This is a genomic window from Bradyrhizobium sp. JR3.5 (genome assembly GCF_054057015.1).
Genome location: NZ_JBSRYV010000001.1, coordinates 1,727,045 through 1,753,311, shown reverse-complemented (window position 1 = coordinate 1,753,311; position 26,267 = coordinate 1,727,045). Strand labels below are relative to the sequence as shown.

22 protein-coding genes, 2 tRNA genes and 5 pseudogenes are annotated in these 26,267 nt (G+C 62.7%); 14 read left to right on the top strand and 15 right to left on the bottom strand.

Going from position 1 to position 26,267, the window contains the following annotated elements:
• Positions 1-164: 164 nt before the first annotated feature.
• Positions 165-371: a hypothetical protein gene (locus ACVWW1_RS08855; RefSeq protein WP_456655531.1), complete on the top strand. Its 207-nt coding sequence runs from the start codon at positions 165-167 to the stop codon at positions 369-371.
• A 32-nt stretch (positions 372-403) separates the two neighbouring features.
• Here the strand turns inward: ACVWW1_RS08855 and ACVWW1_RS08850 are convergent, their stop codons facing one another.
• Positions 404-649 (bottom strand): hypothetical protein, encoded by a 246-nt coding sequence (locus tag ACVWW1_RS08850; protein ID WP_456655530.1) that lies wholly within the window; start codon positions 647-649, stop codon positions 404-406.
• 90 nt (positions 650-739) lie between these two features.
• Here ACVWW1_RS08850 and ACVWW1_RS08845 point away from each other — a divergent pair, with 90 nt between their 5' ends.
• Positions 740-1,210 (top strand): hypothetical protein, encoded by a 471-nt coding sequence (locus ACVWW1_RS08845; protein ID WP_456655529.1) that lies wholly within the window; start codon positions 740-742, stop codon positions 1,208-1,210.
• A gap of 160 nt (positions 1,211-1,370) precedes the next feature.
• Here the strand turns inward: ACVWW1_RS08845 and ACVWW1_RS08840 are convergent.
• Together ACVWW1_RS08840 and ACVWW1_RS08835 are read right to left on the bottom strand one after the other, a co-directional pair.
• A tRNA-Val gene (locus ACVWW1_RS08840) sits at positions 1,371-1,447 on the bottom strand.
• Positions 1,448-1,539: 92 nt separating this feature from the next.
• A complete protein-coding gene (locus tag ACVWW1_RS08835; RefSeq protein ID WP_456655528.1) occupies positions 1,540-1,944 on the bottom strand; it encodes a GFA family protein in 405 nt (134 codons plus the stop codon).
• Positions 1,945-2,134: 190 nt separating this feature from the next.
• On the opposite strand from ACVWW1_RS08835, the gene ACVWW1_RS08830 reads away from it, so the two are divergent.
• Complete coding sequence (locus ACVWW1_RS08830; protein ID WP_456655527.1) at positions 2,135-2,803, top strand: GntR family transcriptional regulator; 669 nt, start codon at positions 2,135-2,137, stop codon at positions 2,801-2,803.
• Position 2,804: 1 nt separating this feature from the next.
• Positions 2,805-4,016, top strand: a complete 1,212-nt coding sequence (locus ACVWW1_RS08825) for an MFS transporter (RefSeq protein WP_456655526.1) — start codon at positions 2,805-2,807, stop codon at positions 4,014-4,016.
• A 21-nt stretch (positions 4,017-4,037) separates the two neighbouring features.
• On the opposite strand, the gene ACVWW1_RS08820 is transcribed toward ACVWW1_RS08825, so the two are convergent.
• On the bottom strand, positions 4,038-4,688 hold the full coding sequence (locus tag ACVWW1_RS08820) for a TetR/AcrR family transcriptional regulator (RefSeq protein WP_456655525.1): 651 nt from the start codon (positions 4,686-4,688) through the stop codon (positions 4,038-4,040).
• A 106-nt stretch (positions 4,689-4,794) separates the two neighbouring features.
• Here ACVWW1_RS08820 and ACVWW1_RS08815 point away from each other — a divergent pair, with 106 nt between their 5' ends.
• Positions 4,795-5,760, top strand: a complete 966-nt coding sequence (locus ACVWW1_RS08815) for an MBL fold metallo-hydrolase (RefSeq protein ID WP_456655524.1) — start codon at positions 4,795-4,797, stop codon at positions 5,758-5,760.
• A 153-nt stretch (positions 5,761-5,913) separates the two neighbouring features.
• Here the strand turns inward: ACVWW1_RS08815 and lon are convergent.
• From lon to ACVWW1_RS08790, 5 genes and pseudogenes are all read right to left on the bottom strand, one after another.
• Positions 5,914-8,349 (bottom strand): annotated as a pseudogene (gene lon / locus ACVWW1_RS08810) (endopeptidase La).
• A 319-nt stretch (positions 8,350-8,668) separates the two neighbouring features.
• Positions 8,669-9,944 (bottom strand): annotated as a pseudogene (gene clpX / locus ACVWW1_RS08805) (ATP-dependent Clp protease ATP-binding subunit ClpX).
• Between the two features lie 454 nt (positions 9,945-10,398).
• Positions 10,399-11,034, bottom strand: a complete 636-nt coding sequence (locus ACVWW1_RS08800; protein WP_092114669.1) for an ATP-dependent Clp protease proteolytic subunit — start codon at positions 11,032-11,034, stop codon at positions 10,399-10,401.
• 206 nt (positions 11,035-11,240) lie between these two features.
• Positions 11,241-12,599 carry a trigger factor gene (gene tig / locus ACVWW1_RS08795; RefSeq protein ID WP_092114670.1) on the bottom strand — a complete coding sequence of 453 codons (1,359 nt, stop codon included), beginning with the start codon at positions 12,597-12,599 and terminating at the stop codon, positions 11,241-11,243.
• A gap of 164 nt (positions 12,600-12,763) precedes the next feature.
• A tRNA-Leu gene (locus ACVWW1_RS08790) sits at positions 12,764-12,848 on the bottom strand.
• Between the two features lie 135 nt (positions 12,849-12,983).
• Between ACVWW1_RS08790 and ACVWW1_RS08785 the strand changes: the two genes are divergently transcribed.
• The 5 genes from ACVWW1_RS08785 (at position 12,984) to ACVWW1_RS08765 (ending at position 17,205) form a co-directional block, all read left to right on the top strand.
• On the top strand, positions 12,984-14,315 hold the full coding sequence (locus ACVWW1_RS08785; protein ID WP_456655523.1) for a multicopper oxidase family protein: 1,332 nt from the start codon (positions 12,984-12,986) through the stop codon (positions 14,313-14,315).
• Positions 14,316-14,346: 31 nt separating this feature from the next.
• Positions 14,347-14,532 carry a hypothetical protein gene (locus ACVWW1_RS08780; protein WP_456655522.1) on the top strand — a complete coding sequence of 62 codons (186 nt, stop codon included), beginning with the start codon at positions 14,347-14,349 and terminating at the stop codon, positions 14,530-14,532.
• Positions 14,465-15,433 (top strand): enolase C-terminal domain-like protein, encoded by a 969-nt coding sequence (locus ACVWW1_RS08775; RefSeq protein WP_456655521.1) that lies wholly within the window; start codon positions 14,465-14,467, stop codon positions 15,431-15,433. Before ACVWW1_RS08780 ends, ACVWW1_RS08775 begins: the two co-directional genes overlap by 68 nt.
• 355 nt (positions 15,434-15,788) lie before the next feature.
• Positions 15,789-16,391, top strand: coding sequence for a hypothetical protein (locus ACVWW1_RS08770; RefSeq protein ID WP_456655520.1), 603 nt, complete (start codon positions 15,789-15,791; stop codon positions 16,389-16,391).
• 103 nt (positions 16,392-16,494) lie between these two features.
• Positions 16,495-17,205 (top strand): hypothetical protein, encoded by a 711-nt coding sequence (locus tag ACVWW1_RS08765; protein WP_456655519.1) that lies wholly within the window; start codon positions 16,495-16,497, stop codon positions 17,203-17,205.
• A gap of 33 nt (positions 17,206-17,238) precedes the next feature.
• Here the strand turns inward: ACVWW1_RS08765 and ACVWW1_RS08760 are convergent, their stop codons facing one another.
• From ACVWW1_RS08760 to ACVWW1_RS08750, 3 genes and pseudogenes are all read right to left on the bottom strand, one after another.
• On the bottom strand, positions 17,239-17,457 hold the full coding sequence (locus ACVWW1_RS08760) for a hypothetical protein (RefSeq protein ID WP_456655518.1): 219 nt from the start codon (positions 17,455-17,457) through the stop codon (positions 17,239-17,241).
• 130 nt (positions 17,458-17,587) lie between these two features.
• A pseudogene (locus ACVWW1_RS08755) lies at positions 17,588-18,031 on the bottom strand (tetratricopeptide repeat protein); the annotation flags it as partial.
• Positions 18,032-18,225: 194 nt separating this feature from the next.
• The gene (locus ACVWW1_RS08750) at positions 18,226-19,191 is read right to left on the bottom strand and encodes a LysR family transcriptional regulator (protein ID WP_456655517.1); all 966 of its coding nucleotides are present in this window, start codon (positions 19,189-19,191) and stop codon (positions 18,226-18,228) included.
• Positions 19,192-19,292: 101 nt separating this feature from the next.
• Here ACVWW1_RS08750 and ACVWW1_RS08745 point away from each other — a divergent pair.
• A pseudogene (locus ACVWW1_RS08745) lies at positions 19,293-20,121 on the top strand (oxidoreductase).
• A gap of 103 nt (positions 20,122-20,224) precedes the next feature.
• On the opposite strand, the gene ACVWW1_RS08740 reads toward ACVWW1_RS08745, so the two are convergent.
• The 3 genes and pseudogenes from ACVWW1_RS08740 to ACVWW1_RS08730 form a co-directional block, all read right to left on the bottom strand.
• Positions 20,225-21,817 (bottom strand): B12-binding domain-containing radical SAM protein, encoded by a 1,593-nt coding sequence (locus tag ACVWW1_RS08740; protein WP_456655516.1) that lies wholly within the window; start codon positions 21,815-21,817, stop codon positions 20,225-20,227.
• A 168-nt stretch (positions 21,818-21,985) separates the two neighbouring features.
• Positions 21,986-22,405, bottom strand: coding sequence for a GNAT family N-acetyltransferase (locus ACVWW1_RS08735; RefSeq protein ID WP_456655515.1), 420 nt, complete (start codon positions 22,403-22,405; stop codon positions 21,986-21,988).
• A gap of 19 nt (positions 22,406-22,424) precedes the next feature.
• Positions 22,425-23,925 (bottom strand): annotated as a pseudogene (locus tag ACVWW1_RS08730) (NAD(P)H-hydrate dehydratase).
• 230 nt (positions 23,926-24,155) lie between these two features.
• Between ACVWW1_RS08730 and ACVWW1_RS08725 the strand changes: the two are divergent.
• From ACVWW1_RS08725 to glnA, 3 genes are all read left to right on the top strand, one after another.
• Positions 24,156-24,293, top strand: coding sequence for a hypothetical protein (locus tag ACVWW1_RS08725; protein ID WP_171947603.1), 138 nt, complete (start codon positions 24,156-24,158; stop codon positions 24,291-24,293).
• Positions 24,280-24,618: a P-II family nitrogen regulator gene (locus tag ACVWW1_RS08720; protein WP_011441447.1), complete on the top strand. Its 339-nt coding sequence runs from the start codon at positions 24,280-24,282 to the stop codon at positions 24,616-24,618. The genes ACVWW1_RS08725 and ACVWW1_RS08720 overlap by 14 nt, the downstream gene beginning before the upstream one ends.
• Before the next feature lie 151 nt (positions 24,619-24,769).
• Positions 24,770-26,179, top strand: a complete 1,410-nt coding sequence (glnA, locus tag ACVWW1_RS08715; RefSeq protein WP_456655514.1) for a type I glutamate--ammonia ligase — start codon at positions 24,770-24,772, stop codon at positions 26,177-26,179.
• The last annotated feature ends 88 nt before the right edge of the window (positions 26,180-26,267 follow it).

Genomic DNA, 26,267 nt, shown 5'->3' with positions numbered 1-26,267 from the left:
CCGCTTGAAAGACGCCTTGCCCAAGAAGCCGAAGAGTTTCGCCAACGGGCAAAAGAGCTTCCCCCCTGTCGAGAGCGAGAGGACTTGCTAAGGAAGGCGCGCCAGGACGAGGCCGTCGCCCATATGACCGAATGGCTAACCTCACCCGGCCTTCGGCCACCGCAATGAGCCAGAAGCAGCCTTTGATTATCATCAACGTATCGAACCCGGCCGCTTTCTCCGGGAAAGGAAGCCTTATTGTTCTCGAATACACCGATGAGGATGCCGCAAAGAAGGTGGCCCGAAAGATCGCTCTAGAGACGGGCCGATCCGTGACGATATGCGACGACGACATGCGCCTGATCGAGATAATCCCAGTCACGACCCATTGAAGTCGTTTCGAAGCCGCCCAGTCTCTCCTCGCTCAGATTTTCCGCGCAGCACCGGCCCGATCGAAGACGGGCGTCTCTTCTTCGTCGTCAGGTGCAGCACCGGTCGGCGTATCTTCTGTCGCGTGTCGCAACAACTCGGTGTCAGCGTCGAGCCCGTCAACGGTTTCGTTTGCCTGACTGCCCGAGTCGCGCCGCCGAGCGGGAACCTGTGCCGCGCCGGAACCAGTAATGGCATCAATTGCGCCCGACCGACGTGGCATCCAATTCTTCCGTGTCATTGGAACCTCCGTGACGAGTCAATCTTTTCGCTCGCTCCGCGTTCCACCGGTCTAGTCAAACCCGGCCCGCAGCACCCGGGCACTCATTAAGTGCTGCAATCGACCCGGAATTATCCGGCCATCAACCGTCGCGTTAGCGGCGGCCTTTACACCTATCAACAACAGAAAATGAAAATGATTATGAACGACAAAGACGCTTGCGTTGAATCGATCACCTCTTTCGAGAAGGAGCAGGGACGGCCGTATGTCGACGTTGAAAACGGTCTCTTCCATCGCACGTGGCTTGGAGAAAACGTGCCAGCGAACAAGCGGGCGCCTGTGCAACGCATCCCGGCCCGCCTTTTGGCGCACCTGAGGCGTTGGCGTCGGCTGGGCACGCGATACGTCTGCGAATATCAGGGGCGCGCCGCTGACCCTAAGAAGGCCTTTGGAAGGTTTGCTAGGGCCGTCTTTCCGGATACTGACATGAAGGTCGTCCGGCACACCTTCCGCCACACGGCGGCAACGTGGCTGATGCAGCGGCGGGCAGACAAGTTCGAAGCTGCGGATATCTGGGAATGACGATGAAGACCCTAGAGTCGACGTACGGACACCATCACCCGGATCATCAATCGAGTGTAGGCGACGCATTCTCGAAGAAGAGAGGCAAGGCGGCGTGAGGTTTCGTTGCCGTTATCGTTGCCGTAGCGAAATCAGCACTTCGCTAAGCTATTGAAAGTATTGGTAGGCGGCGAGAGATTCGAACTCCCGACCCTCTCGGTGTAAACGAGATGCTCTAACCAGCTGAGCTAGCCGCCCGTACCTGCGCGCCTCTTTAGCCTCGCCCGCCCCTCGGGCGCAAGATAGCCAGGGTCGCAAAGCCTCAATCCGTAGGCCTCAATCCCTGGGCTTCAATCCTTGGGCCGCGCCGGCAATCCCTTGAGATCATTGATCCAGGGCGCGGCGGAGCGGCACCAGACTTGGCGTCGCGGGGTCAATTCGCCGCGCTGGCGAATGCTGCCCCAGCGGATGCCCCAATCGTCAGGACCGCCGTCCTCGCCGCTCGTGAACAAGGGGGAACCACAGTCGCCGCAAAAATGCTGGAAGCGGATCCGGCCGTTATCGCCCCGCTTGCCGTAAATCTTCGGCGCACCTGCGGTCAGCCGGACCTGCTCGGCGGCGCAGATCACCGTGACGCGATAGGGTGAACCAGTCAGCGCCTGACAGTCCGTACAATGGCAAATCGACACCCGTTCGGGATCGATGTCGGCCTGATAGGTCACGGCCCCGCAATGGCATTGCCCGTCGATCCGCATCTGCGTTCTCCCAATTCGGCGTCGTGCAACAAGGCGGTCGCCAAGAGGTCGTTCCCGGGGATGCGGCCAGCAAGGTCTCCGGAACACCGTCGGTGCCCCGTTGAGACAATACTGGCATCCCAAAACGGGATTGTTTGGGATACCAATCTGGGATATGTCGGCATGACCGTCCTCCCACCGGCAGACCGCCATGTCGCAGATGCTTCAGATCCACGACCAGCTCCGGGAGATGATCCTCTCTCTCGACCTTGGCCCCGGCGAGCGGCTGACCGAGCGCTGGCTCGAGACCCGGTTCGAGGGATCGCGCACACCGATCCGCGCCGCGCTGGTGCGGCTCGAAGGCGAAGAGCTGGTCCGCCGCGACGGCCGCAACTGGATCGTCGCACCGATCGACCTCGGTGAGCTGGAGGCGCTGGCCGAGTTCAGGATTCCGCTGGAGACGACGGCCGTCCGCCTCGCCTGCGCGCGGGCGAGCGCGGCCGACATCGCCGGCGTCGAAGCGACGCTGGATGCCTGCCAGTCCGGCGCGCCGCGCGAGGAATGGCACCGCGTCGGCACCGATTTCCATGTCGAGATCGCGCGTCTCTCCGGCAATCCCTTCATCGTCAAGGCGATCGCCGGCGCCATGACCCGGCTGTCACGGGCACGCTGGCTCGAAGTGTGGACCGAACCCTCGCGCGAGCAGGCCTGGCGCGAGCACCGGCGCATTCTCGGCTTCATCAAGGCCAACGATCCGGATTCTGCCGCGCGCGAAGCCGCCAACCACATCACCGATACCCGCGATCGGCTGCTGCGTTCGCTGAACGAAGATCGCCGCGGCCTGCGTGCGCGCGGCTTCGCCGTCATCGGGCTGCGCTGACATGAACATGGAGATCGATCGCGAAGCAGCGCTCGACGCCGGCCCCTGGAAACGCAACCTCATCGTCTGCGTGTTCGGCTCCTTCACCACCATCGTGGGGATGACGCTGCTGCTGCCGTTCCTGCCGCTCTATGTCGAGCAGCTCGGCGTGACCGATCATGCCGCCATCGTGCAATGGTCGGGCGTCGCCTATGGCGCAACCTTCTTCAGCGCGGCGCTGACGGCGCCGCTGTGGGGACGGCTCGCGGATCGCTATGGCCGCAAACTGATGCTGATCCGCGCGAGCCTCGGCATGGCGGTTGCTATGTCGCTGATCGGCATGGCGCACAACGTCCATGAGCTGGTCGGCCTACGGCTGTTGACCGGCCTGCTCGGCGGCTACGCCTCGGGCTCGACCGTGCTGGTCGCGTCGCAGACGCCGAAGGCGCGGTCCGGCTGGGCGATCGGCGTGCTGTCGGCCGGCATCATGGCCGGCAGCCTGGTCGGTCCCTTGATCGGCGGCGTGTTGCCGGGCCTGATCGGCATCCGCGCGACCTTCTTCCTGATCGGCGGCGCCATCTTCATCACCTTCCTCGGCACGACCTTCCTGATCCGCGAGGATGCGCGTCCGAAGACGGCGAAAGACGCCAAGGCGCGCGGCGGCTGGTCGCTGGTTCCAGACAAGCGACCTTTGATCGCGATGTGGGGCACCGGCCTGCTCTTGATGATCGCCAACATGTCGATCGAGCCGATCATCACGGTCTACGTCGCGCAACTGGTCGAGGCGCCGCAGGTAACGTTCGTCGCCGGCCTCGTGATGTCGGCGGCGGCGTTCGGCAGCCTGCTGTCGTCGTCGCATCTCGGCAAGCTGGCCGATCGCGTCGGCCATTGGCGGATCATCACCGTCTGCCTGGCTGCCTCGGCGCTGCTGCTGATCCCGCAGGCCTTCGTGGCCAGCGGCTGGCAGCTGATCGTGCTCCGCTTCCTGATGGGGCTCGCGCTCGGCGGCCTGTTGCCCTGCATCGCAAGCGTGATCCGGCACAACGTGCCCGACACGGTCACCGGCAGCATGCTGGGCTATTCGATCTCAGCGCAATATGCGGGCCAGGTGATCGGCCCGCTCGCCGGCGGATTCATCGGCGGCCATATCGGCATGCGCGCCGTGTTCCTCGGCACCAGTGTGCTGATGGCCCTCGGGGCGATCGGCAATTTCGTCATCGAGAAGAAAGAGTAGTTCCGGGAGCGAGCAGCTCGCTCACGCTTTAGCTTCCGGCATGTCGCTCTGATGCGCAGCCAGATATGAGCGGAACATGATCGTGAGCTGCCTTTCGGCCTCAGCGCCATCAGCGGGGGTCAAGACCCGGTGGCAGAACGCCGGCACCGTCCCGTAAAGGGCTGCGGTCAGGGTTTGAGCGAGCAAGCTCGGATTGGCGAAACGGCCACCACCGGCATTGGATAGCATTGTCTCGATGGCCTTCGCACTCCGCCGAGACGCCAACTCAATCAACTCTCGCGCGTCGAGCTCCATGCCGATGCGATAAAGGGCGGGAGAAATCTCGGCTTGCGCCATCTTCGCCTGAAGATACGCGCTCACCACGGTCTCAGCGATCTTCTCTTTCGTAGAGCACGGGTTGTCGCCGCATGCTTTCTCTATGGCGCCCGCAAGCAGCGCGAGGTGTTGCTCCAGCACCGCGAAGAGCAAGGCCTCCTTGTTCGGGAAGTACTGGTACAGCGTTCCCACTGAGACGCCTGCACGGTGCGCCACGCGCGTGGTGGTGAGACGCATCAGACCATCGCCCAGCAAAACCTGAATAGTTGCCTCGAAAATGGCGTCGACGGTGGCAATCGCGCGCCCCTGACGCGGTGTTTTTCGGGGGTTTAGCGATGGCGCCGAACCGGTTCCCATAAGCGAATCCAAAACCTGAAAGATCCTTCATATCTAACTTATGTTCCCGTCGCTCCAGCATCAATGCGGTTCACGTCGGGACCGTTCACGACAACTGGAGACCAATATGGGTATCACGCTTCGCAAATCTCTCTTCGCCGCCGGTTTTGTCACCCTTGCGCTTTCTGTTGCTGCTTTCGCCACACTTCCCGGCTGGTCGCAGACGACCCATCCAACGGTGCGGTCCAGCCTCGGGACGCCGGTTAGCTCATCGGCCATGGAGGCTTTGATCGATAAGCCAGGACCGATCGAGGTCAGGACGGTCGCGAGTTCGGATTGGAAGGCTGATCTATCGGGACTGATCAATCTGAAGGATCCGAAAGCCATTCAGGCGGGGCTCGTGGATCACGAAGAGCCGATCCAGATCTATACGCATCTCGTGCGGCACCCGACGAAGGGATTTTTCATGATCGATACGGGTGTTTCAAGGCAGTTTGCCGAGGATCCGAAGAGCGTTGATGTCCCGTGGGTGCTGAGGAACTTTGCAAAGATGGACAAGCTTCAGGTCCGGGAAGATGCGTTGTCGGCCATCAAATCTGAAGGTGCTCCGCTCAATGGCGTCTTCATGACCCATCTCCATTTCGATCATATCTCGGCCATGCCTGATGTTCCCAAAGACGTTCCGTTTTACACGGGTCCCGGCGAAGCCGAGGAGAAGAAGTTCGAGAACGTCGTCGTTCAGGGCATGGAGGATCGCTTCTTCGATGGCAGGCCCGCAATCCAGGAGCTTCAGTTCACGAACGACCCGGATGGGAAGTTGGAGGGAGCGATCGATGTCTTCGGCGACGGTTCGTTGTTTGCAATCCTGACGCCGGGACATACGGCGGGCCACATATCGTTTGTCGCCCGCACACCAACGGGCCCTGTGCTCTTCACCGGCGACGCGTGCCACACGCGCTGGGGTTGGGAGCATAGTGTCGAACCCGGAAGTTTCACATTCGAACGGCAAAGCGAACGAAAGAGTTTGCTCCAACTGAAGGCGTTGAGTGAACGTCACCCGAAGATGATTGTGAGATTGGGTCATCAGCCGTAACTCGTCGGAAGCGCAGGACCGACAGCTTCGACAAGGCGAAGGCGCGGACCTCATCAGTAAACTCAATTGGGAGATCGGCTGTGAGCCTCGCTCGCATCCCAAAACAAAACGGCGCCCGAAGGCGCCGTTTCATTATTTCGATTGGAGCTCGCTTCAGTGCGCCGTCAGGCCACCGGACGCTTCATCCGAAGCGTCGGGCTTGACGTCGACCTTGCTGGTCTCCTCTTCCCAGACGATCGGCACAGGCACCCGGGTCAGCGCCTTGGCAACGACCTCATCCAGCCGCGAGACCGGAATGATCTCCATGCCGCCCTTGATCGCATCGGAAATCTCCGTGAGATCCTTGGCGTTGTCCTCGGGGATCAGCACCGTCTTGATGCCACCGCGTGCGGCAGCCAGAAGCTTCTCCTTCAGACCGCCGATCGGCAGCACGCGGCCGCGCAGCGTGATCTCGCCGGTCATCGCGACATCGTGGCGGACCGGGATGCCGGTCATGACCGAGATAATCGCGGTGGCCATCGCCACGCCGGCGGACGGACCGTCCTTCGGCGTTGCGCCCTCCGGCACGTGAACGTGGATGTCGCGGCGATCGAACATCGGCGGTTCGATGCCGTAGACGATCGCGCGCGAGCGGACGTAAGACGCCGCCGCCGAGATCGACTCTTTCATCACGTCGCGCAGATTGCCCGTGACGGTCATCTTGCCCTTGCCAGGCATCATGACGCCTTCAATGGTCAACAGCTCGCCGCCGACATCGGTCCACGCCAGACCGGTGACGATACCGACCTGATCCTCGTCGTCGATTTCGCCGAAGCGATACTTCGGCACGCCGAGGAACTCTTCGATGTTCGCCTCGGTGACCTTCACCGACTTCTTCTTGGAGATCATCAGCTCCTTCACCGCCTTGCGGGCGAGTGTGGAGAGCTCACGCTCCAGATTACGCACGCCCGCTTCGCGGGTGTAGCGGCGGATCATCAAGAGCAAGGCCGCGTCATCGATCGACCATTCCTTGGAGTCCAGACCGTGCTTCGAGAGCGCGCTCGGGATCAGATGCTTGCGCGCGATCTCGACCTTCTCGTTCTCGGTGTAGCCGGCGATCCGGATGATCTCCATGCGGTCCATCAGCGGGCCCGGAATATTCAGCGTATTCGCGGTCGTGATGAACATCACGTTGGACAGGTCGTAGTCGACCTCCAGGTAATGATCGTTGAAGGTCGAGTTCTGCTCGGGGGGGGTCCAGGACCTCAAGCAGCGCCGACGACGGATCGCCGCGGAAATCGGCGCCCATCTTGTCGATCTCGTCCAACAGGAACAGCGGGTTCGAGGTCTTCGCCTTCCGCATCGACTGGATGATCTTGCCGGGCATCGAGCCGATATAGGTGCGGCGGTGACCGCGGATCTCGGCCTCGTCACGCACGCCGCCGAGCGACACACGCACGAACTCACGGCCGGTCGCCTTCGCGATCGACTTGCCGAGCGAGGTCTTGCCGACGCCGGGAGGCCCGACCAGGCACAGGATCGGTCCGGTCAGCTTGTTGGCGCGCGACTGCACCGCAAGATACTCGACGATACGGTCCTTGACCTTCTCGAGCCCGTAGTGATCGGAGTCCAGCACCGCCTGCGCGGCCTCGAGGTCCTTCTTGACCTTGGACTTCTTGCCCCACGGGATCGACAGCAGCCAATCCAGGTAGTTGCGTACGACGGTCGCTTCCGCGGACATCGGCGACATCTGGCGCAGCTTCTTCAGCTCGTGTTGGGCCTTCTCGCGCGCTTCCTTCGACAGCTTGGTCTTGGAGATCTTCTCCTCCAGATCGGCCAGCTCGTCGCGACCTTCGTCGTCGCCGAGCTCCTTCTGGATCGCCTTCATCTGCTCGTTCAGGTAATACTCGCGCTGGGTCTTCTCCATCTGGCGCTTGACGCGCGAGCGGATGCGCTTCTCGACCTGCAACACCGAGATCTCGCTCTCCATCAGGCCGAGCACCTTCTCCAGGCGCTGCGTGACGGACAACGTCTCCAGGATCGCCTGCCGATCGGCAATCTTGACCGCGAGATGCGAGGCAACGGTGTCGCCGAGCTTGGCGAAATCGGTGATCGCTTGAACCACGCCGACGACTTCGGCGGAGATCTTCTTGTTCAGCTTCACATAGCTTTCGAAGTCGGACACGACCGAACGCGCCAAGGCCTCGGCTTCGACCGAGTTGGCGTCAGTGTCGGCGAGCGCGACCGCGGTCGCTCCTCGTAGTACTCGCTGCGGTCGGAATATTTCTCGACACGCGCGCGCTCGAGGCCCTCGACCAGTACCTTGACGGTGCCGTCGGGCAGTTTCAGGAGCTGCAGAACGCTGGCGAGCGTACCGGTCTCGTAGATTGAATCGGGAGCCGGATCGTCATCGGACGCGTTCTTCTGCGTCGCGAGCATGATCAACGCGTCGTTCTTCATCACCTCTTCGAGCGCGCGGATCGATTTCTCGCGGCCGACGAAGAGCGGCACAATCATGTGCGGGAAGACGACGATGTCGCGGAGCGGCAGCACCGGATAGGAATGGCTTTCGCCGTGGACGATCGTTGGCCGGGGTTTTGAAGTCGTCATGGCCTTATCCTTTTGTTTTGCCCCCTTGCACGCAGTCCGCCTGCTTGCGCAACCGCCACAAGGTGCCTTGGTGATCCGGAATTAGATTGCAGTTAGTAGCCGCATATTCCGCATCGAAAAGCGACGAATCTCAACGCATGAGATCCCTCACCGATAGCATTAGGTGGCTATCAGGCGGGGGGGTGTCAAGTCTGAGAAGTGCCGGGAAATATAGGCTAAACAGGCATTTACTGCGACGCGAAAATGACCTGCTGCTGCGCCGCAACGGCCGCCGGATCGCCCGGCAGCCGCATGAATTGCGACGACAGAAAGTTGCGCCTTACGCGCTCGCGCTGCTCTCGACGGCGCGGTCGGAACGATCCGCGTAGATGTAGAGCGGACGCGCCGTGCCCTCGACGACCTCGCGCGAGATCACGACTTCCTCGACGCCTTCGAGACCCGGGAGGTCGAACATGGTCTCGAGCAGGATGCTCTCCAGGATCGACCGCAGACCGCGTGCGCCGGTCTTGCGCTCGATCGCCTTGCGGGCGACCGCGCCAAGCGCCTCGTCGGCGAAGGTCAGCTCGATGTTCTCCATTTCGAACAGTCGCTGGTACTGCTTCACCAGCGCGTTCTTCGGATCGGTCAGGATCTTCTTCAGCGAGGCCCTCGTCGAGGTCCTCCAGCGTCGCGACGACGGGCAGACGGCCGACGAATTCCGGGATCAGGCCGTACTTCAGCAGATCCTCCGGCTCGACGTGACGGAAGATCTCGCCGGTACGGCGATCCTCCGGCGCCAGCACCTGCGCCGCGAAGCCGATCGAGGTCGAACGGCCGCGCGCGGAGATGATCTTCTCGAGGCCCGAGAACGCACCGCCGCAGATGAACAGGATGTTGGTGGTGTCCACCTGCAGGAACTCCTGCTGCGGATGCTTGCGGCCGCCCTGCGGCGGGACCGAGGCCACCGTGCCTTCCATGATCTTCAGCAGCGCCTGCTGGACGCCCTCGCCCGACACGTCGCGGGTGATCGAGGGATTGTCCGACTTGCGGCTGATCTTGTCGATTTCGTCGATATAGACGATGCCGCGCTGCGCGCGCTCGACGTTGTAGTCGGCGGCCTGCAGCAGCTTCAGGATGATGTTCTCGACGTCTTCACCGACATAGCCGGCTTCAGTCAGCGTCGTCGCGTCAGCCATGGTAAACGGCACGTCGAGGATGCGGGCCAGCGTCTGCGCGAGCAGCGTCTTGCCCGAACCGGTCGGACCGATCAGCAGGATGTTCGACTTCGCCAGCTCGACGTCGTTGTGCTTGGTCTGATGGTTAAGCCGCTTGTAGTGATTGTGGACGGCGACCGACAGCACCTTCTTGGCGTGGCTCTGACCGATCACGTAGTCGTCCAGGACCTTGCAGATTTCCTTCGGCGTCGGGATGCCGTCGCGCGACTTCACCAGCGAGGATTTGTTCTCCTCGCGAATGATGTCCATGCAGAGTTCGACACACTCGTCGCAAATGAAGACAGTCGGTCCGGCAATCAGCTTGCGAACTTCATGCTGGCTCTTGCCGCAGAACGAGCAATATAGCGTGTTCTTGGCGTCGCTCGTGCCGACCTTACTCATTCATTATCTCCGTCCGCCGTTCGACCTCGTTTGCCAGATCGACCCAATCCGGCACAAAACCGGAGTATTGGGTAGATAGAGCAAATTCCGTACCAAAAAAGACCCTACGCAATACTGACCGTGTGGATCACGGTTTATTCGAATCTCCGCGATCATAGCCGATGCATTACAGCCAACCATGCTGGCACCCGACTATCAAGAATTCGCTAATCGGAAGGCCGGCTCAAGACCGTGACAATACCGTGATTTTCCACGATCGCACGCGGAATACGCGTCGAAATCCACGAAACGTTGCGGGATTACCACGCCAGGCCATGAGCACGAAAGCGGAACTTTCTGCCCCCACATATGCGCTTGCGGGGTACTCCGCCGTCCTGCTTTGCCGACTATGTGAGGCGTCAATGTGGGGATCACACCGACGCCTCAGGTCGCCTGTCCAGATCAGGCAGCTTTGTTAGGCCGCCTTGGCCGCCGACGGGTCTTCCGGCCGCTTGTCGATGACCTTGTCGACGAGACCAAACGCCTTGGCGTCCTCGGCGGTGAGGAACTTGTCGCGCTCGAGCGCGTCCTCGATCGCCTTGTAGGTCTGGCCGGTGTGCTTCACGTAGATCTCGTTGAGGCGCTTCTTGAGATTCAGTATCTCCTGCGCGTGCAGCATGATGTCGGTCGCCTGTCCCTGGAAGCCGCCGGACGGCTGGTGCACCATGATGCGGGAGTTCGGCAGCGTGAAACGCATGTCCTTCTCGCCGGCTGCGAGCAGCAGCGAGCCCATCGAGGCCGCCTGCCCCGTGCACAGCGTCGACACCGGCGGACGGATGAACTGCATCGTGTCGTAGATCGCAAGGCCCGACGTCACCACGCCGCCCGGCGAGTTGATGTACATCGAGATTTCCTTCTTCGGATTCTCGGCCTCGAGGAACAACAGCTGCGCGACGGTCAGCGTCGCCATGCCGTCTTCCACCGGACCGGTGACGAAGATGATGCGCTCTTTCAGCAGGCGCGAGAAAATGTCGTAGGCGCGTTCGCCGCGATTGGTCTGCTCGACGACCATCGGCACGAGGTTCATGTAGGTTTCAACGGGATCGCGCATGAAAGAACCCAAGGGTTAGGGGTGATGCAGAACGTTAAGGCTTAACCCAGATATGGACCAATTTCCGGCCGACAAGACCGGCACTGGCCGTACTAGCCACCTGGGCAGGACGCAGAAGTTCAAGCCGATTCGCGTCGGCACGCCTAGCGACGGGGACCCGCCGCGGGCGTGCTTTCGCGGTTCATCATTAACGCGAGGTGCCGCAATTAGGCGGCAGTCTGCTCGGCGTCTTCATCCTTGAACAGCTCATCCTTGGAGACCTTCTTCTCGGTCACGTTGGCGAGCTCCAGGACGAAGTCGACGACCTTGTCCTCGTAGATCGGAGCGCGGAGCTGGGCCAGCGCCTGGGCGTTGCTGCGGTAGTAATCCCAGACTTCCTTCTCGCGGCCCGGCATCTGGCGTGCGCGCTCGATCACGGCGCGCGAGACCTCGTCGTCGGTCACGGTGATCTTGTTCTTCTCGCCGATCTCCGACAGCACGAGGCCGAGGCGGACACGGCGGTCGGCGATCTTCTGGTACTCTTCCTTGGCCGCATCCTCGGTGGTGTTCTCGTCGGCGAAGGACTTGCCGGTCGAGTCCATCTCGGCCTTGATCGAGTTCCACATCAGGTTGAACTCTTCGGCGACAAGCGACGGCGGCGCCTCGAATTTGTGGCTCTCGTCGAGCCGGTCGAGCAGCGCGCGCTTGACCTTCTGACGGGTCGCGCCGGCGAACTCGGCGGTCAGGCGCTCGCGCGCGGCTTCCTTCAGCTTGTCAAGCGACTCGAGGCCGAGCGTCTTGGCGAACTCGTCGTCGATCGTGGCCTCACCGGGCGCCTCGATCAGCGTCGCGGTGGTCTCGAACTCGGCCGGCTGGCCGGCGAGCTTGTCGTTCAGGTAGTTCTTCGGGAAACCAACCTTCAGCGTGCGGGTCTCGCCCGTGCCGATGCCGATCAGCTGCTCCTCGAAGCCCGGAATGAACTGGCCGGCGCCGATCACGACCTGGATGCCCTCGCCGGTGCCCCCCTCGAAGGCTTCACCGTTGATCGTGCCCTTGAAGCTGATGGTGACGCGGTCGCCCTTCTCCGCCGCACCCTCGGTCTTGGCGCTGTACGGGCGGCTGCCTTCGGCGATGCGCTTGATGGCATCGTCGACGTCGGCGTCGGAGACATCGACCACCGGCTTCTCGACCGAGAACGACTTGAAATCGGCGAGCTGGATCTGCGGCACGACCTCGATCGCGACGGTGTAGGTCAGGTCGGTCTTGCCCGACAGCAATTCCTCGACCTGGTCCTTCTCGGTCGGCATCGTGATCTTCGGCTCGCCGGCGAGGCGGAAGCCGCGATCTTCGAAAATCTGCCGGTTGGTGTCGCTGATGGTCTGGTCGATGGTCTCGGCCATGACAGACCGGCCGTAGATCTTCTTCAGGTGCGCCACCGGCACCTTGCCGGGACGGAAGCCGTTGAGACGGACCTTGTCCTTGAGGTCGACCAGCTTGGCGCCCGCCTTGGCATCGAGATCGGATGCCGGAACGCTGATCTTGAATTCGTGCTTCAGTCCCTCGTTGAGGGTCTCGGTGACCTGCATGGTATCAATCTTCTTCCGCTTTTGCCGCGGCCCGAGCGGCCGTGGCAGTGTCAATCTGTTCGACGGTGAGCCTTGCGGCCTAACGTCTGTGGGTTCGGCGAACCCTCGTCCCCTTCGGGGCCCAAGGTTCTCCAAGGAATCGTCATGCAAACGCTGTAAGCGCTTGGTGCGGGCGGAGGGACTCGAACCCCCACAACTTTCGTCACTGGAACCTAAATCCAGCGCGTCTACCAGTTCCGCCACGCCCGCGCGAAAAGCATCCAGTCCGGCCGCGATGCCGCGGGCGGCCGGGCTTATAACATGCGCCCACCGGTTCGCAGCAAAAAAATGGCCGCTGGAGAGCCCGCCCTGCGACCGATCGCGACTGGACAGGTACACTTGAAAATGGTCCGCATCGGCCGGATGGCAAGCCCCCCAGCAAGTCCCCAATTTTCCCTCACCCGGCGCGACCTGATCGCCGGCCTCGGCGCCGCGGCGCTTTGCCCCGCTTGGCCGGCCACCGGCTCGGCGCAGGGCCGGACGGCGGTTACGCTGCAGGCCAAAGCCGACCGCATCCTGCTTCGTCCCGACGGACCGGAGACCCCGGTCTGGTCGCTCGGCAGCGGCGATCTCCGCTTCAAGCGCGGCGAGGTCCTCGACGTGACGTTCGGCAACGAGCTGCCGGTCGCGGCCGCACTTGATTGCCGCGGGCTCGATGGCGTCCCAGCCGCGGAGCCGCTGGCCTCCCGGGCGCCCCTTGCCACGGGGGCAAAGGATACCTTCCAGCTGCCGCTTCGGCATGCGGGTACCTTCCTGTGCGAGCCGCTGTTCGGAGAGGGCACGGCGCCGGCGCGGCCGCGCCCGCTGATCGTGACCGGCACCTCGCCGGTCGCCGTCGATCGCGACGAGGTTCTGCTGATCGAGGAGTGGCGCCTGCAGCCCGATGGAACCGCGATCCCGCCTGGGAACGACCCAAAAGATTCGATGCAAATTCATACAATTAACGGCAAGACTTCATACGATATCTCGGCACCGGCCAATGCCCGCCTCAGACTCCGCTTTATCAATGGCAGCCAACGCAGCGTGCTGGCGGTCAAGCTGGACAACCTCGACGCCCGGGTGATGGCGATCGACGGCCAGCCGGCCGAACCGTTCCCGGCCCGCAACGGCGCGCTGGTCCTGGCTCCCGGAAGCCGCACGGACGTCTTTGTCGATGCGGCCGGTCCGGCCGGAACGAGCTTCCCGATCCTGCTGCACGACGGCAAGCAAGCCCGTCCGGTCGGCAAGCTCGCCGTCTCGAACGAGCCGCCGATCCGAACGGCGCCGTTCCCGCCGGCCCCACCGCTGCCGGGCAATGACATGCCCGCCCAACTCGACCTCAAGAGCGCTACGCGATTCGATCTGGCGCTCGGCGCGCCCACCGATTGGGTCCATCCGGCGGATTTCAAGCCGTCAGCGGCTCCGGCCTTTCAGGCCAAGGCAGGCCGAACCGTCGTGCTGGCCCTGACCAACCAGGCCACGATCGCCAGCGTCTTTCACCTGCACGGCCATCACTTCCGTCTGCTTGACCGGCTCGACGACGGCTGGAAGCCGTTCTGGCTCGACACGCTCGCGGTCGAACCGGGCCAGACCCAGCGCATCGCCTTCCTCGCCGAATATCCGGGCCGCTATCTGATCGAGCAGGTCGCGACCGATTGGACCGCGCCGCGGCTGCTGCGATGGTACAGTGTCCAATAACAAGAAGTGGTAACCGCCTGAGGAAACACCGATGAGCCAGACAGTTGCAGCGATTCGCGGGGTGAAGGCACGAAGCGTCGTGGTACCGCTCAAGCGTCCTGTGAAGACCGCGTTTGGCGTGATCGATTCCGGTCCGCTGGTGCTGATCGATGTCGAGACCGATCAAGGCGTTACCGGTCCGCACCTACATCTTCGCCTACAGCAAGCTCACACTTAACCCTCTCTGCTATCTGATCGAAGAAATCGGTCGCGAGCTAATCGGCAGGCCGGTCGCCCCGTTCGATCTGATGAAGGCGATGGACGCCAAGTTTCGGCTGCTCAGCGCGCAAGGTCTGGTCGGGATGGCCGTGTCGGGCCTCGACATGGCCTATTGGGATGTGCTCGGCCAACTCGCCGGCCGGCCGCTGGTCGAACTGCTCGGCGGCTCGGCGAGGCCGATCAAGGCCTATGACAGCTACGGCGCGGTCGATCCCGTTGCGGACGAGCGCGCGCTGCGCCGCTCGCTCGACCAAGGCTTCAAGGGCATCAAGATCAAGGGCGGCGACGGCGATGCCGCCAATGACGAGCGCGTCGTGAAGGGCGTGCGCGCCCTGCTCGGCCCTGACATCGCGCTGATGCTCGATTTCAACCAGTCGCTCGATCCGGCGGAAGCCACCCGTCGCATCGCCCGGCTTACGCCCTACGACCTGCACTGGATCGAGGAGCCGGTACCGCAGGAAAGCCTGTCCGGCCACGCCAGGGTCCGCGCGACCTCGCCGACGCCGATCCAGGCCGGCGAGAACTGGTGGTTTCCGCGCGGCTTCGCCGAGGCGATCGCGGCCGGCGCATCCGACTTCATCATGCCCGACGTGATGAAGGTCGGCGGCGTCACCGGCTGGATGCAGGTCAAGGGACAGGCCGACGCCGCGTCGATCCCGATGTCGAGCCATCTGTTCGCGGAAGTCAGCGCGCATCTGCTCGCGGTGACGCCGACCGCGCACTGGCTCGAGTTCCTCGACTTCGCGGGCGCGATCCTCGCAAGGCCCGCCGAGATCATAGACGGCGCAGTCACCGCCCGCGGTCCCGGGCTCGGCATCGAATGGAACGAGCCGGCGGTGGCGAAGTATCTCGTGAGCTAGCGCCTCGCCAGGTCAAGGGAGGAGCCCAAAGGTCGTGCCAGTTTCCCCGCGCATTCTGACCACCCCTTTCGGCGATTTTCCGTCGTTTCCGGGCCTTGTGCTGGCCTGTTTCATCGGCTCATGCTTGGCTGGACCAGCGTTCGGCAAAGATCGCGACGACGACAGCGGCGCTCCGCCAAATATCTATCTCGATTTGCGAACAAGCTACGCAACGGTGCCGGCCGGCGCTTTGCCAGTAGGTTTCGGCAGCCCGGCTCTGTTTAGCGCGCTACAGTCGCTTACGCTCGCGAACGGCAGCTCGCTTCCGACAAGCGTCTCCTTGCCGTCCCGGCAATCCCTCGCCGTCGATCTTCCATTGACGGTAGACGTCACCGATGCGGTCTCGCTGTATGCCGGCATTTCCGGAACGACGAGCTATGGCCCCGCGCAGGGGTGGTCGGCCTTCGACGTCACCAGCTGGAACGTCGGCTTTCAGGCGGACCTCTACAGCCAGAATGGTGGCTCAATCCCGACCATCACGTGGCAATCGACAATCACCCAGGCAATCCCGAACGGGCCGACTGGGTCGACGACCTTCAACAACATTCTCGAGTTCGACTATTCCTTCGACAAGGATGGAACGCGCGGAATCCTCGCGGGCATCCAGGACGCCCGCGTCGAGGTAGCGGCCGATCTCGCCCGGATCCACCCAAATATCATCGGCTATGTCGGCGGCTATTATCAGTGGCCGAGCAACTGGAAATTCACCGGCCGCGTCGGAGTACAGCATTTCGGCGGCGCGCAGCTCCTGAACTTCACGCCAATCCAGTCCTTCACCGGGCCCATCCTCCGGCTTGACCTCGATCGGATGGATGACAACGACAATCGACTGTTCGGGGTCACGGCCCAAATCATCTGGGTGCCGAAGCCATCCTATCAGCTGACGCTGAGAACGCCGCTCTATCTTGTGCGCAATTGATGGAGCCTGCCGACCGCCCTTGCAATCTGCCGATCTTGCGCCTGATCGTGAGCTTCACCTTTGCAACGCATTCATGTAGGTCATCACGGCATCGGAGTGCCCAATGTCCACCAACAGCAAACTGACGCTCAAATTTCGCTGTCCGACGGAGCTTGAGGGACTAATTCCGGCCCCCATCCCGGCGGCGCAGGGCGTTCCCGACTGGCTCAAGACAATGCCTGCGACGGCCTTCTCTTCGATCAACCTGCACGACGAGGACACCATCAAGCGCTGCCCGCCCTTCGTGGACGCGATGACCTGCGGGTTCCTGCTGCCACTGGTCTGCGATCTCAGAGTCGAGAACGGCGAAATCACCTGGGATCACGACCTGCCGCCCGGAGGCACACCCGAATTTCCGCGCTCGCCGATCGGATTTCACGACCCGGGTCAGGTCAGCGGCACGCCGCTGTTCGAAGAGGGCCGCTTCTTTCTCAAATTCCACAATCTGTGGACCGTCGAGGCACCCGAAGGCTACGCGATCTACTTCACCCATCCCGTCAACCGCTTCGACCTGCCGTTCACGACGCTCAGCGGCCTGGTCAATTCGGACCTCTATACCGACAACTGGGTGCACTTCCCGGCGTACTGGCACGACCGGAATTTCAGAGGTGTCCTCCCCAAGGGGACTCCCATCGCGCAATGCATTCCGGTCAAGCGAGACGACTGGACTGCGCAGACATCCTCGTTCACCGCGGATGAAGCCAAGCGCGTCGGCCAGTTCCGGGGTGAGCTCAGGCGGCAGCCCAACCTCTACCGGAGAAACTTCAGGGCGTGAGGCGCGACGAGATTTCGTCCAATGCGCCCGGCCTCACTCTCCACCGAGGAATTTCGCAACGTCGCGCTGGGAGAAGAAGAAGCGACCATGCGATGTCGCGGCCATGACGAATGCCGCGCGTCCCAGCAGCTGGGGCTGACCACGAATGATGGAGCGCAGCGCCGCTTCGGCAGCGTCGCGCTCACCCTGCTCGAACAAGGATGTGGCGAGATAGGCGCGGGTCGAGCGATCGTCCGGATAGAGCGCGAGCACGCGGCGGAAAGCGTCCGCGGCTGCGGCGTAGTCGCCAATGAAGGATCAGGACCCGCCCGAGCTGGTTAAGAATGTCCGGGCGTCCCGGCGCAGCATCACGTGCGGCGGTCAGGACACTCGCAGCCCGCGCGAAGTCATTGGTATCATGCAACAGCCGCCCGAGATCGAGCTTCAGATCGACGCTGCCGGGGGCAAGCGCGAGGCCGGCCTCGACCGTGCTGATCGCCTCGTCGTATTGACCGGCCTTGGCAAGCTGCCCGGCGAGTTCCTGAAACGAAGGGAGATATGGTGGGCGGCGTGCCGCCGTGCGCCGAAGCTGTGCGAGGCCGTCCGTGGCGCGCCCTGCACCGCACAGCAATGCGCCAAGCAAGGTCTCGACCTCGCCATCGTCGCCGCGGCGTGCAAGCCGCTCGAGCGGTGCAATCGCCTCGCCTCCCCGCTTTTGCCCCATCAGGGCATGCGCCAGCAGAAGCGCGGCGTGTCTGTCCGAGCGGTTTGATTTCAGAATGTTGGTGGCGATCTGCTCGGCTTCAGCAAACTGCCGCGCCCGCAATGCCAACACACCTTGTTGCATCGCCTGCGCGAGGAAATTGTTCTGCCTGCCGCTCACGAGAAAGCTTCCGGAGGATGCGAGGGAATATCATGCGCCTTTATCTCGCAATTCCCCACGCGTCCACCAAAAGTGTCGTGACGCAGCCATGGCGGGACCGACGCAGTCGCGTCCACGCCGGCGAAGCCATCGGCCGAACACCGGGTGGCCACGACGGCTCACGCGCGCTTGCGACGATCGCCCGATCGTTTGGCCCGGGGCGAGTGGACCTCCCCGCCCCTGGCAGCCACCTTCGTTTCCTCCCGCACCATGTCGACGAAAGCACGAAGCCCAGCCGTCATGTGCCGGTGCCGCGGATAGTAGAGGCGCAAGCCGGGAAATGGCGGCGTCCAGTCGTCCAGCACGGCGCGCAGGGTGCCGGCGGCGAGATGCCCCGCTACCCAAAAATCGCTGACGAACGCCAGTCCCACGCCTTCGAGCGCGGCTTCGACCATCAGACTGTCATTGTCGAGGGTCAGCCTGCCCCTGACATCCACCACCATCTGCTCGCCGCCGCGCTTCTCGAACTCCCAGTGATACAGCTTGCCGCTGGGCATCCGCCTGCGAATGCACTCATGGGCGAGCAGATCGAGCGGAGACCGCGGCACCGAACAGCGCGCGAAATAATCGGGCGCGCCGACGACAATGAAGCGCGTGTCCGGGCCGCAGGGGATCGCGACCATGTCCTGCGGCACGGCTTCGGCCAACCGGATACCGGCATCGAAACCTTCCGCGACGATATCGATGGGACGTCCCTCCAGGGTCAGTTCGACGTTCATGTCGGGATAGCGCCGCAGAAACTTTGCGACGACCGGGCGGAGGATCTGGTGCGCGGCGCGCTCCTTCAGGTTGATGCGCAGCGTTCCCGCGGGCGTGTCGCGAAACTCGTTCACATCCTCCATCGCGCCGGCAATCTCGCGCAGCGCGGGACTGACCCTGGCGAGGAAACGCTCTCCCGCTTCCGACAGCGCGACGCTGCGCGTCGTCCGATTGATGAGGCGCACGCCCAACCGCTTTTCCAGCGCGGCGATCGCATGGCTCAACGCAGAGGGCGAAATGCCGAGTTCAGTCGCGGCCGCGCGAAAGCTGCGATGCGTTGAAATCGCGACGACGGCGTTCAGCTCGAAAAGGCCAGCATGCTGCATTGTTCTATTATCTGCATTAGGTCATGCCACTCTATGCCGATTATTGCACTAATCATATCGCCTATATCGAGCCCGCGATCTCAATCCAAAGGACATCTCCTATGGCAAAGACCTTCCTCATCACGGGCGTTTCGTCCGGCTTCGGCCGCGCGTTGGCCGAAGCAGCATTGGGCGACGGCCATACCGTCGCCGGCACCGTGCGCAACGAGAATGACAAGCGGACATTCGAAGCGCTCGGCGCCGGCGGGCACGCGTTGGTTCTTGACATCACCAACACCGAGGCCATCGCGCCCGCCGTCGCCGACGTCGAGCACAGGATCGGCGCGATCGACATTCTGGTGAACAATGCCGGCTATGGCCACGAGGGCATTCTGGAGGAATCATCGATCGACGATCTGCGACGCCAGTTCGAGGTCAACGTCTTCGGCGCGGTGGCGATGATCCAGGCGGTGCTGCCCTTCATGCGCAAGCGGCGCGCCGGGCATATCCTCAACATCACGTCGATGGGCGGGATCATCACGATGCCCGGCCTCAGCTACTACCATGGCAGCAAGTTCGCGCTGGAAGGGATATCGGAATCCCTCGGCAAGGAAGTCAAGGATCTCGGCATCAAGGTCACCGCGGTCGAGCCGGGCGGCTTTCGCACCGACTGGGCCGGACGATCGATGGTACGGGCGGAGCGGTCGATCGGAGATTATGACGCTGTCATCGATCCAATCCGCAAACGTCGCATGGAACTGAGTGGCTGGCAGGTCGGCGATCCCCAAAAGGCCGCGCAGGCGATGTTGAAACTCGCACTGTCGGGCCGATCCGCCGGCGCATCTGCTGCTCGGCAGCGATGCTGTGCGGCTGGTCGAGGAAAAAATGAAACTGCTGCAAGCGGAATTCGATGCGTGGAAGAGCGTTTCGCTTTCCACCGACGTTGCCTGAGTAGCGTCATGCCGTCCAAACAAAACGCCAGAGCATCGGTTCTGATTCACTCAGAACCGATGCTCTGGCGAACTTTGCCATCTATCAAGACTTGATGAAATCACTAAGCAAGCGCCGTGGCCCTCATCGGAGGCCCAGCGTCCAACTCGGCAATCCGGCGATCAATCTCGCCGATCACGTATTTCGAGAACGGCCCGAAGTGCAAGTACAGCGCCATCAGCATCACGATGTAGCGCAGCGCGCCTGGATTGGACTTGGCGACCTCGACGAAGGTCTTCCAGAACGGCTCGCGAACCTCCGGCAACGCACTTATGACCTTGTGTACGCCTTCGATGCCGCCAAGCCTCTTGCGCATGTCGCCATCCGGCAGGTCGCGGCGCCGGTCGGAGCGGTCGAGCATGGCGGCAAGCCGCGACAGCCGTCCTGCATATGCCGTCGGGCTGTAGACGTGCCCAAGCACAGCCCTGTAATCCGTGAGGATGTCGCGAAGCGGACGCTTGGTGTCGAAATTACAGCCGAGCGTGCATTGGTCGCCCGCCTGCTCGACCTTCATCAGATCATGGCCCTCGTGCAGACGGCCTTCCTGGGCCAGCCGCCGCGTCAGCTGTGTGCCGGGCAGCGCATAGAGCAGCCCGACCATGCAGACTGGAATGCTCGCCTCCTCGATGAAGTCGATCATCGCCTGCGCCATCGAGACCTTTTCGGTATCGAATCCGACGATGAAACCCGCGGTGACGAACATGCCATAGTCGTAGATCTTGTGAACGCTCTCGGCGATGTTGCGCCTGGTGTTCTGCTTTTTCTTCATCTGCACGAGCGTCTCCGGATCCGGACTCTCTATGCCGACGAAAATTCCGAAGAAGTTCGCGTCCTTCATTGCCTGCAACAGCTCGCTGTCATCCGCGATATTGATCGAGGCTTCGGTCGAGAACTCGAACGGATAGTCTCGCTCTTCCAGCCAGGCTTTGAGCCGCGGCAGCAAGAGGCGGAGGTTCTTCTTGTTGCCGATGAAATTGTCGTCGACGAAATCGACATGCCCACGATAACCATGATCGTAGAGCGCTTGCAGCTCAGCGAGAATCTGATCGGGGGTCTTGGTACGCGGCACGCGCCCATACAGCTCAATAATATCGCAGAACTCGCAGGTGAACGGGCAGCCACGCGAATATTGCACGCCAATAAAGAGATAATGATCGAACTTGATCAGATCGTAGCGGGGCATCGGGCTTAATGTGACGTCGATCTTGAATTTCTCGGCGACGAACACGCCTTTGCGCGCGCCGCTTTCCCAAGCCGCGATGAATTCCTCGATGATATGCTCGGCCTCGCCGATCACCTGGAAGTCCGCGTCGGCGTAAAGGTGCGGGCTGGAGGAGACGTCGGGCCCGCCGACACATACCGGCTTGCCGTGCCGGTGGGCGAGATCGATCAGGTGGAGAAAATCAGGCTGTTGGTTGAGCATACCGCCAATCATGACAAGATCGGCCCAGTCAAGGTCCGCGTCGGTCGAAGACTCGGTGTTACGGTTGACGAGACGAATCTCCCAATGCTTCGGCAGCATGGCGGCGACGGTGATCAGTCCGAGCGGCGCCGCCGGATACTTCGCGCCGACGAGTTCGCAAGCTTCCGTATAGTTCCAGAACGAGTCCGGAACGAACTTCGGATAGATCATTAGAACGCGGCAGGGACTCGTCATGTTGCTCCGGTCCGTACCACGCGGCTTCGAGGCTCAAGGGTACTTTCGCTCGTCGATACAGGCATTAAGTGCTCAAATGGTGGCCGATTGCCAGATGATCTTTCGCCCCGCCGTGAGCCCCGTCCTGTTCCCCGGATCCGCCTGGGGTCAGTCAATCCGATCAATATGTCATCCGCCGGCCCTGCGTGCCCAGAGATAGCGCACGTCCGGCTCCCTCTCCTCATTGCGGCCGCCGTCGGTTTCCTCGACCGCGGCAAAACCGCGCGCCTCGTAGAAGCGGCGAGCCCGCGCGTTGCGCTGGAAGGTCCAGAGTTGCAGCCGGTCCGCACCCTGCTCTGCGATCTCGAGCAGCGTGCCGCCGATGCCGCGGCCCTGCGCGGCCGGCAGCACGTAGAGCTGTTCGATCCAGTCGTCGTGGAACGCGATGACGCCGCTCATCGCCTCGCCGTCGAACGCGCCCCACAGCGTACAGGTCGCAAACATCCGCTCGCGATAGAACCACCGATCTTCGTCCGGCGTGTGCTGGCCCGCGAGCCACGGCAACGCTTCGTCGAACGCCGCGCGGTGCACGCGTGCGGCGGCATCCATGTCGGAAAGCTGGAGCCGCCTAATACTCAATCCCGAATTCATCATAGAGCCGGCGGAACACGGCCGGCAGCACTTCGGTCAGATCTTCCGCGATCAGGCCGGGCCCCGCCTCGCTGGCCCCTTCACCGTGCAACCACACGCCGATGCTGGCCGCCTCGAATGCCGCCACGCCCTGCGCCAGGAAGCCGGCGATGATGCCCGCCAGCACGTCGCCGGCACCGGCGGTGGCAAGCCATGGCGGCGCGTTGGCGGCGATGGTGGCGCGGCCGTCCGGAGACGCGATCACCGTATCAGCCCCCTTCAGCAGCACCACCGCGCCGGAGCGCTCCGCCGCCGCGCGCACGCGCTCGAGCTTCGAGCGGCCGGGATGCTTGTTGGAGATATCGCTGAACAGCCGCGGAAACTCGCCCTCATGCGGGGTGAGCACCACCCCAAGACCGTCGGAGGCCTTGATCGCCTCGAACAGCCGATCCGGCGAACCGGCAAAGCTGGTCAGCGCGTCGGCGTCGAGCACGAGATGCCGCTGCGCCGACAACGCGGTGTGAACGAAGTCGCGGGTGCGCGCGCTGACGCCCGCGCCAGGGCCGATCAACGCAGGCGTTGAGACGCTTGTCGTCGAGCAGTTCGGCGAATTGGATCGGATTGTCGACCGCGCGCACCATCACCGCGGTCAGCGCCGCCGCGTTGACCGCGAGCGCATCGCGCGGCGAGGCCAGCGTCACGAGGCCGGCGCCGGCCCGCAGCGCCGCGCGCGCAGCGAGCCGCGCCGCCCCGGTCGAGGCAATGTCGCCGGAGACCACGACGGCGTGGCCCCTCGCATATTTGTGGCCATCGATCCGCGGCACCGGAAACGACCAGCGCCAGGCCTGCGGCAAATTCTCCGCGGTCAGCGGCTTGATCTCGTCGAGCACCTGCGCCGCGATGCCGATGTCGGCGACGCGCACCCGGCCGCTATACATCCGGCCCGGCAGCAACAGATGCGCCGGCTTCTTGCGGAAGAAGGTGACGGTTTCGGTCGCCTGCACGGCCGCCCCCATGACGGCGCCCGACGTGCCGTTGATGCCGCTTGGCAGGTCGACCGCCAGCACCGGCGTACCGTTGGCGTTGATGGCCGCGATCATCTCCAGCGGGTCACCCTTGACCGGGCGATTGAGCCCGGCACCGAACAGCGCGTCGATGATCAGCGCCGGCTTGCCCAGCGCCTGCGGGTTGAACGGCAGCACCGGATATTTCCAGCCCTTCGCCGCCAGCGCCGCGTCGCCCCGCAGGCTGTCGCGCTCGCAGAGCAGGATCACCGACACCTCGCGGCCGCGCGCGGCGAGCTCGGCGGCGGCGACAAAGCCGTCGCCGCCATTGTTGCCGCGGCCGGCGACGACGACGATCGGCCCCTGCTCGACCAGGTCCATTGCGGCTTCAGCGACGGCCTGGCCGGCGCTCATCATCAGCGCGAAGCCCGGGGTACCGGCTGCGATGGTCAGCCGGTCGGCGCGTTCCATCTCGGTGGTGGTCAGAACGTCCATGCCGAATCCTCAATCGCTTCGCCTTTTCGAGAGGCAATTCCTGTGACGTTCGCGGGGTTTCTACTGGCCGACTGCATACGGATTGATCTATTTGCCTATTTGTTGAGCTTGGATATCATGACCCATGTGGTTCGATACCAGCCGACTGCCTGTTAAAAGGCTGATAACATTCCGAAATCGGGGACCTTAACAACTTGGCATAGACCCTGCTTTTGAGGAAGCCGCGTACAATGCCGCTCGATGCGACCATTGCGCGTGTTTCCGGCCACCCGCCGGAAGGCTTAAGACCAACCAGACTGCGCCCCACGCGCATCGAACTCGACCCTGCAATCTGCAATGCCCGGGAGGCGCTCAGTGAAGAAGATTGAAGCCATCATCAAGCCCTTCAAGCTCGACGAGGTGAAGGAAGCGCTCCAGGAAGTCGGACTGCAAGGCATCACCGTGACCGAAGCAAAGGGATTTGGCCGCCAGAAGGGCCACGCCGAACTGTATCGCGGTGCGGAATATATCGTCGACTTCCTGCCCAAGGTGAAGATCGAGATCGTGATCGGCGACGACCTGGTCGAGAAAGCGATTGACGCGATCCGCCGCGCGGCCCAGACCGGGCGGATCGGCGACGGCAAGATCTTCGTCTCCAACATCGAGGAAGCCATCCGCATCCGGACCGGCGAATCCGGGCTGGACGCTATTTAAGCCCGGTGCTATCCGGATTTTCTGACGGCAAAAGAGAAAAAAGGCTGCTTCGGCAGCCTCATTTCGTTTCAGCAGTCACACGAACTCGCCAAAAGCGGGAATAACGTCCCTCTCCGCTGGAAACCGACCCGCACATCCATAAGGGGTATTCATGAAGACCGCCAAAGACGTCCTGAAATCGATCAAGGACAACGACGTCAAATACGTCGACCTGCGCTTCACCGATCCGCGCGGCAAGTGGCAGCACGTCACCTTCGACGTCGGCATGATCGAAGAGGACACCTTTTCCGAAGGCCAGATGTTCGACGGCTCCTCGATCGCCGGCTGGAAGGCGATCAATGAATCCGACATGTGCCTGATGCCGGACCCGGTCACCGCGACGATCGACCCGTTCTTCGCCGAGACCACCATGGTCATCACTTGCGACGTGCTCGAGCCGACCACCGGCGAGCCCTATAACCGCGACCCCCGCGGCATCGCCAAGAAGGCCGAGGCGATGGTGAAGTCGATGGGCGTGGGCGACACCGTGTTCGTCGGCCCCGAGGCCGAGTTCTTCGTGTTCGACGACGTGCGCTACTCGGCCGAACCCTACAATACCGGCTTCCGCCTCGACTCCTCCGAGCTGCCGATCAACTCGGCCACCGAATATGAAGGCGGCAACCTCGGCCACCGCATCCGCACCAAGGCCGGCTACTTCCCGGTGCCGCCGCAGGATTCGGTGCAGGACATGCGCTCCGAGATGCTCGGCGCGATGGCCAAGATGGGCGTCAAGGTCGAGAAGCACCACCATGAAGTCGCTTCGGCCCAGCACGAACTCGGCATGAAGTTCGACACGCTGACGCTGATGGCCGACCAGATGCAGATCTACAAATACTGCATCCACCAGGTCGCCCACATCTACGGCAAGACCGCCACCTTCATGCCGAAGCCGGTCTATGGCGACAACGGCTCGGGCATGCACGTCCATCAGTCGATCTGGAAGGACGGCAAGCCGACCTTCGCCGGCAACAAGTATGCCGACCTGTCGGAGACCTGCCTGCACTACATCGGCGGCATCATCAAGCACGCCAAGGCGATCAACGCCTTCACCAACCCGTCGACCAACTCCTACAAGCGTCTGGTCCCGGGCTATGAGGCGCCGGTTCTGCTCGCCTACTCCGCGCGCAACCGCTCGGCGTCCTGCCGCATCCCCTACACGGCGAACCCAAAGGCCAAGCGCGTCGAAGTGCGCTTCCCCGATCCGATGGCCAATCCCTATCTCGGCTTCGCCGCGATGCTGATGGCCGGCCTCGACGGCATCAAGAACAAGATCGATCCGGGTCCGGCGATGGACAAGGACCTCTACGATCTGCCGAAGGAAGAGCTGAAGCAGATCCCGACCGTGTGCGGCTCGCTGCGCGAGGCGCTCGAGAGCCTCGACAAGGATCGCGCGTTCCTCAAGAACGGCGGCGTGTTCGACGACGACTTCATCGACGCCTATATCGAGCTGAAGATGACCGAGGTCGCCCGTTTCGAAATGACCCCGCACCCGGTCGAGTTCGAAATGTACTACTCGCTGTAAGCTTCACGGCAGACACGATGCGAAAGGCGCTTCCACCGGAAGCGCCTTTTGTTTTGGGTGAACGCTGTGTGGATGGGTCGAGAAGTGC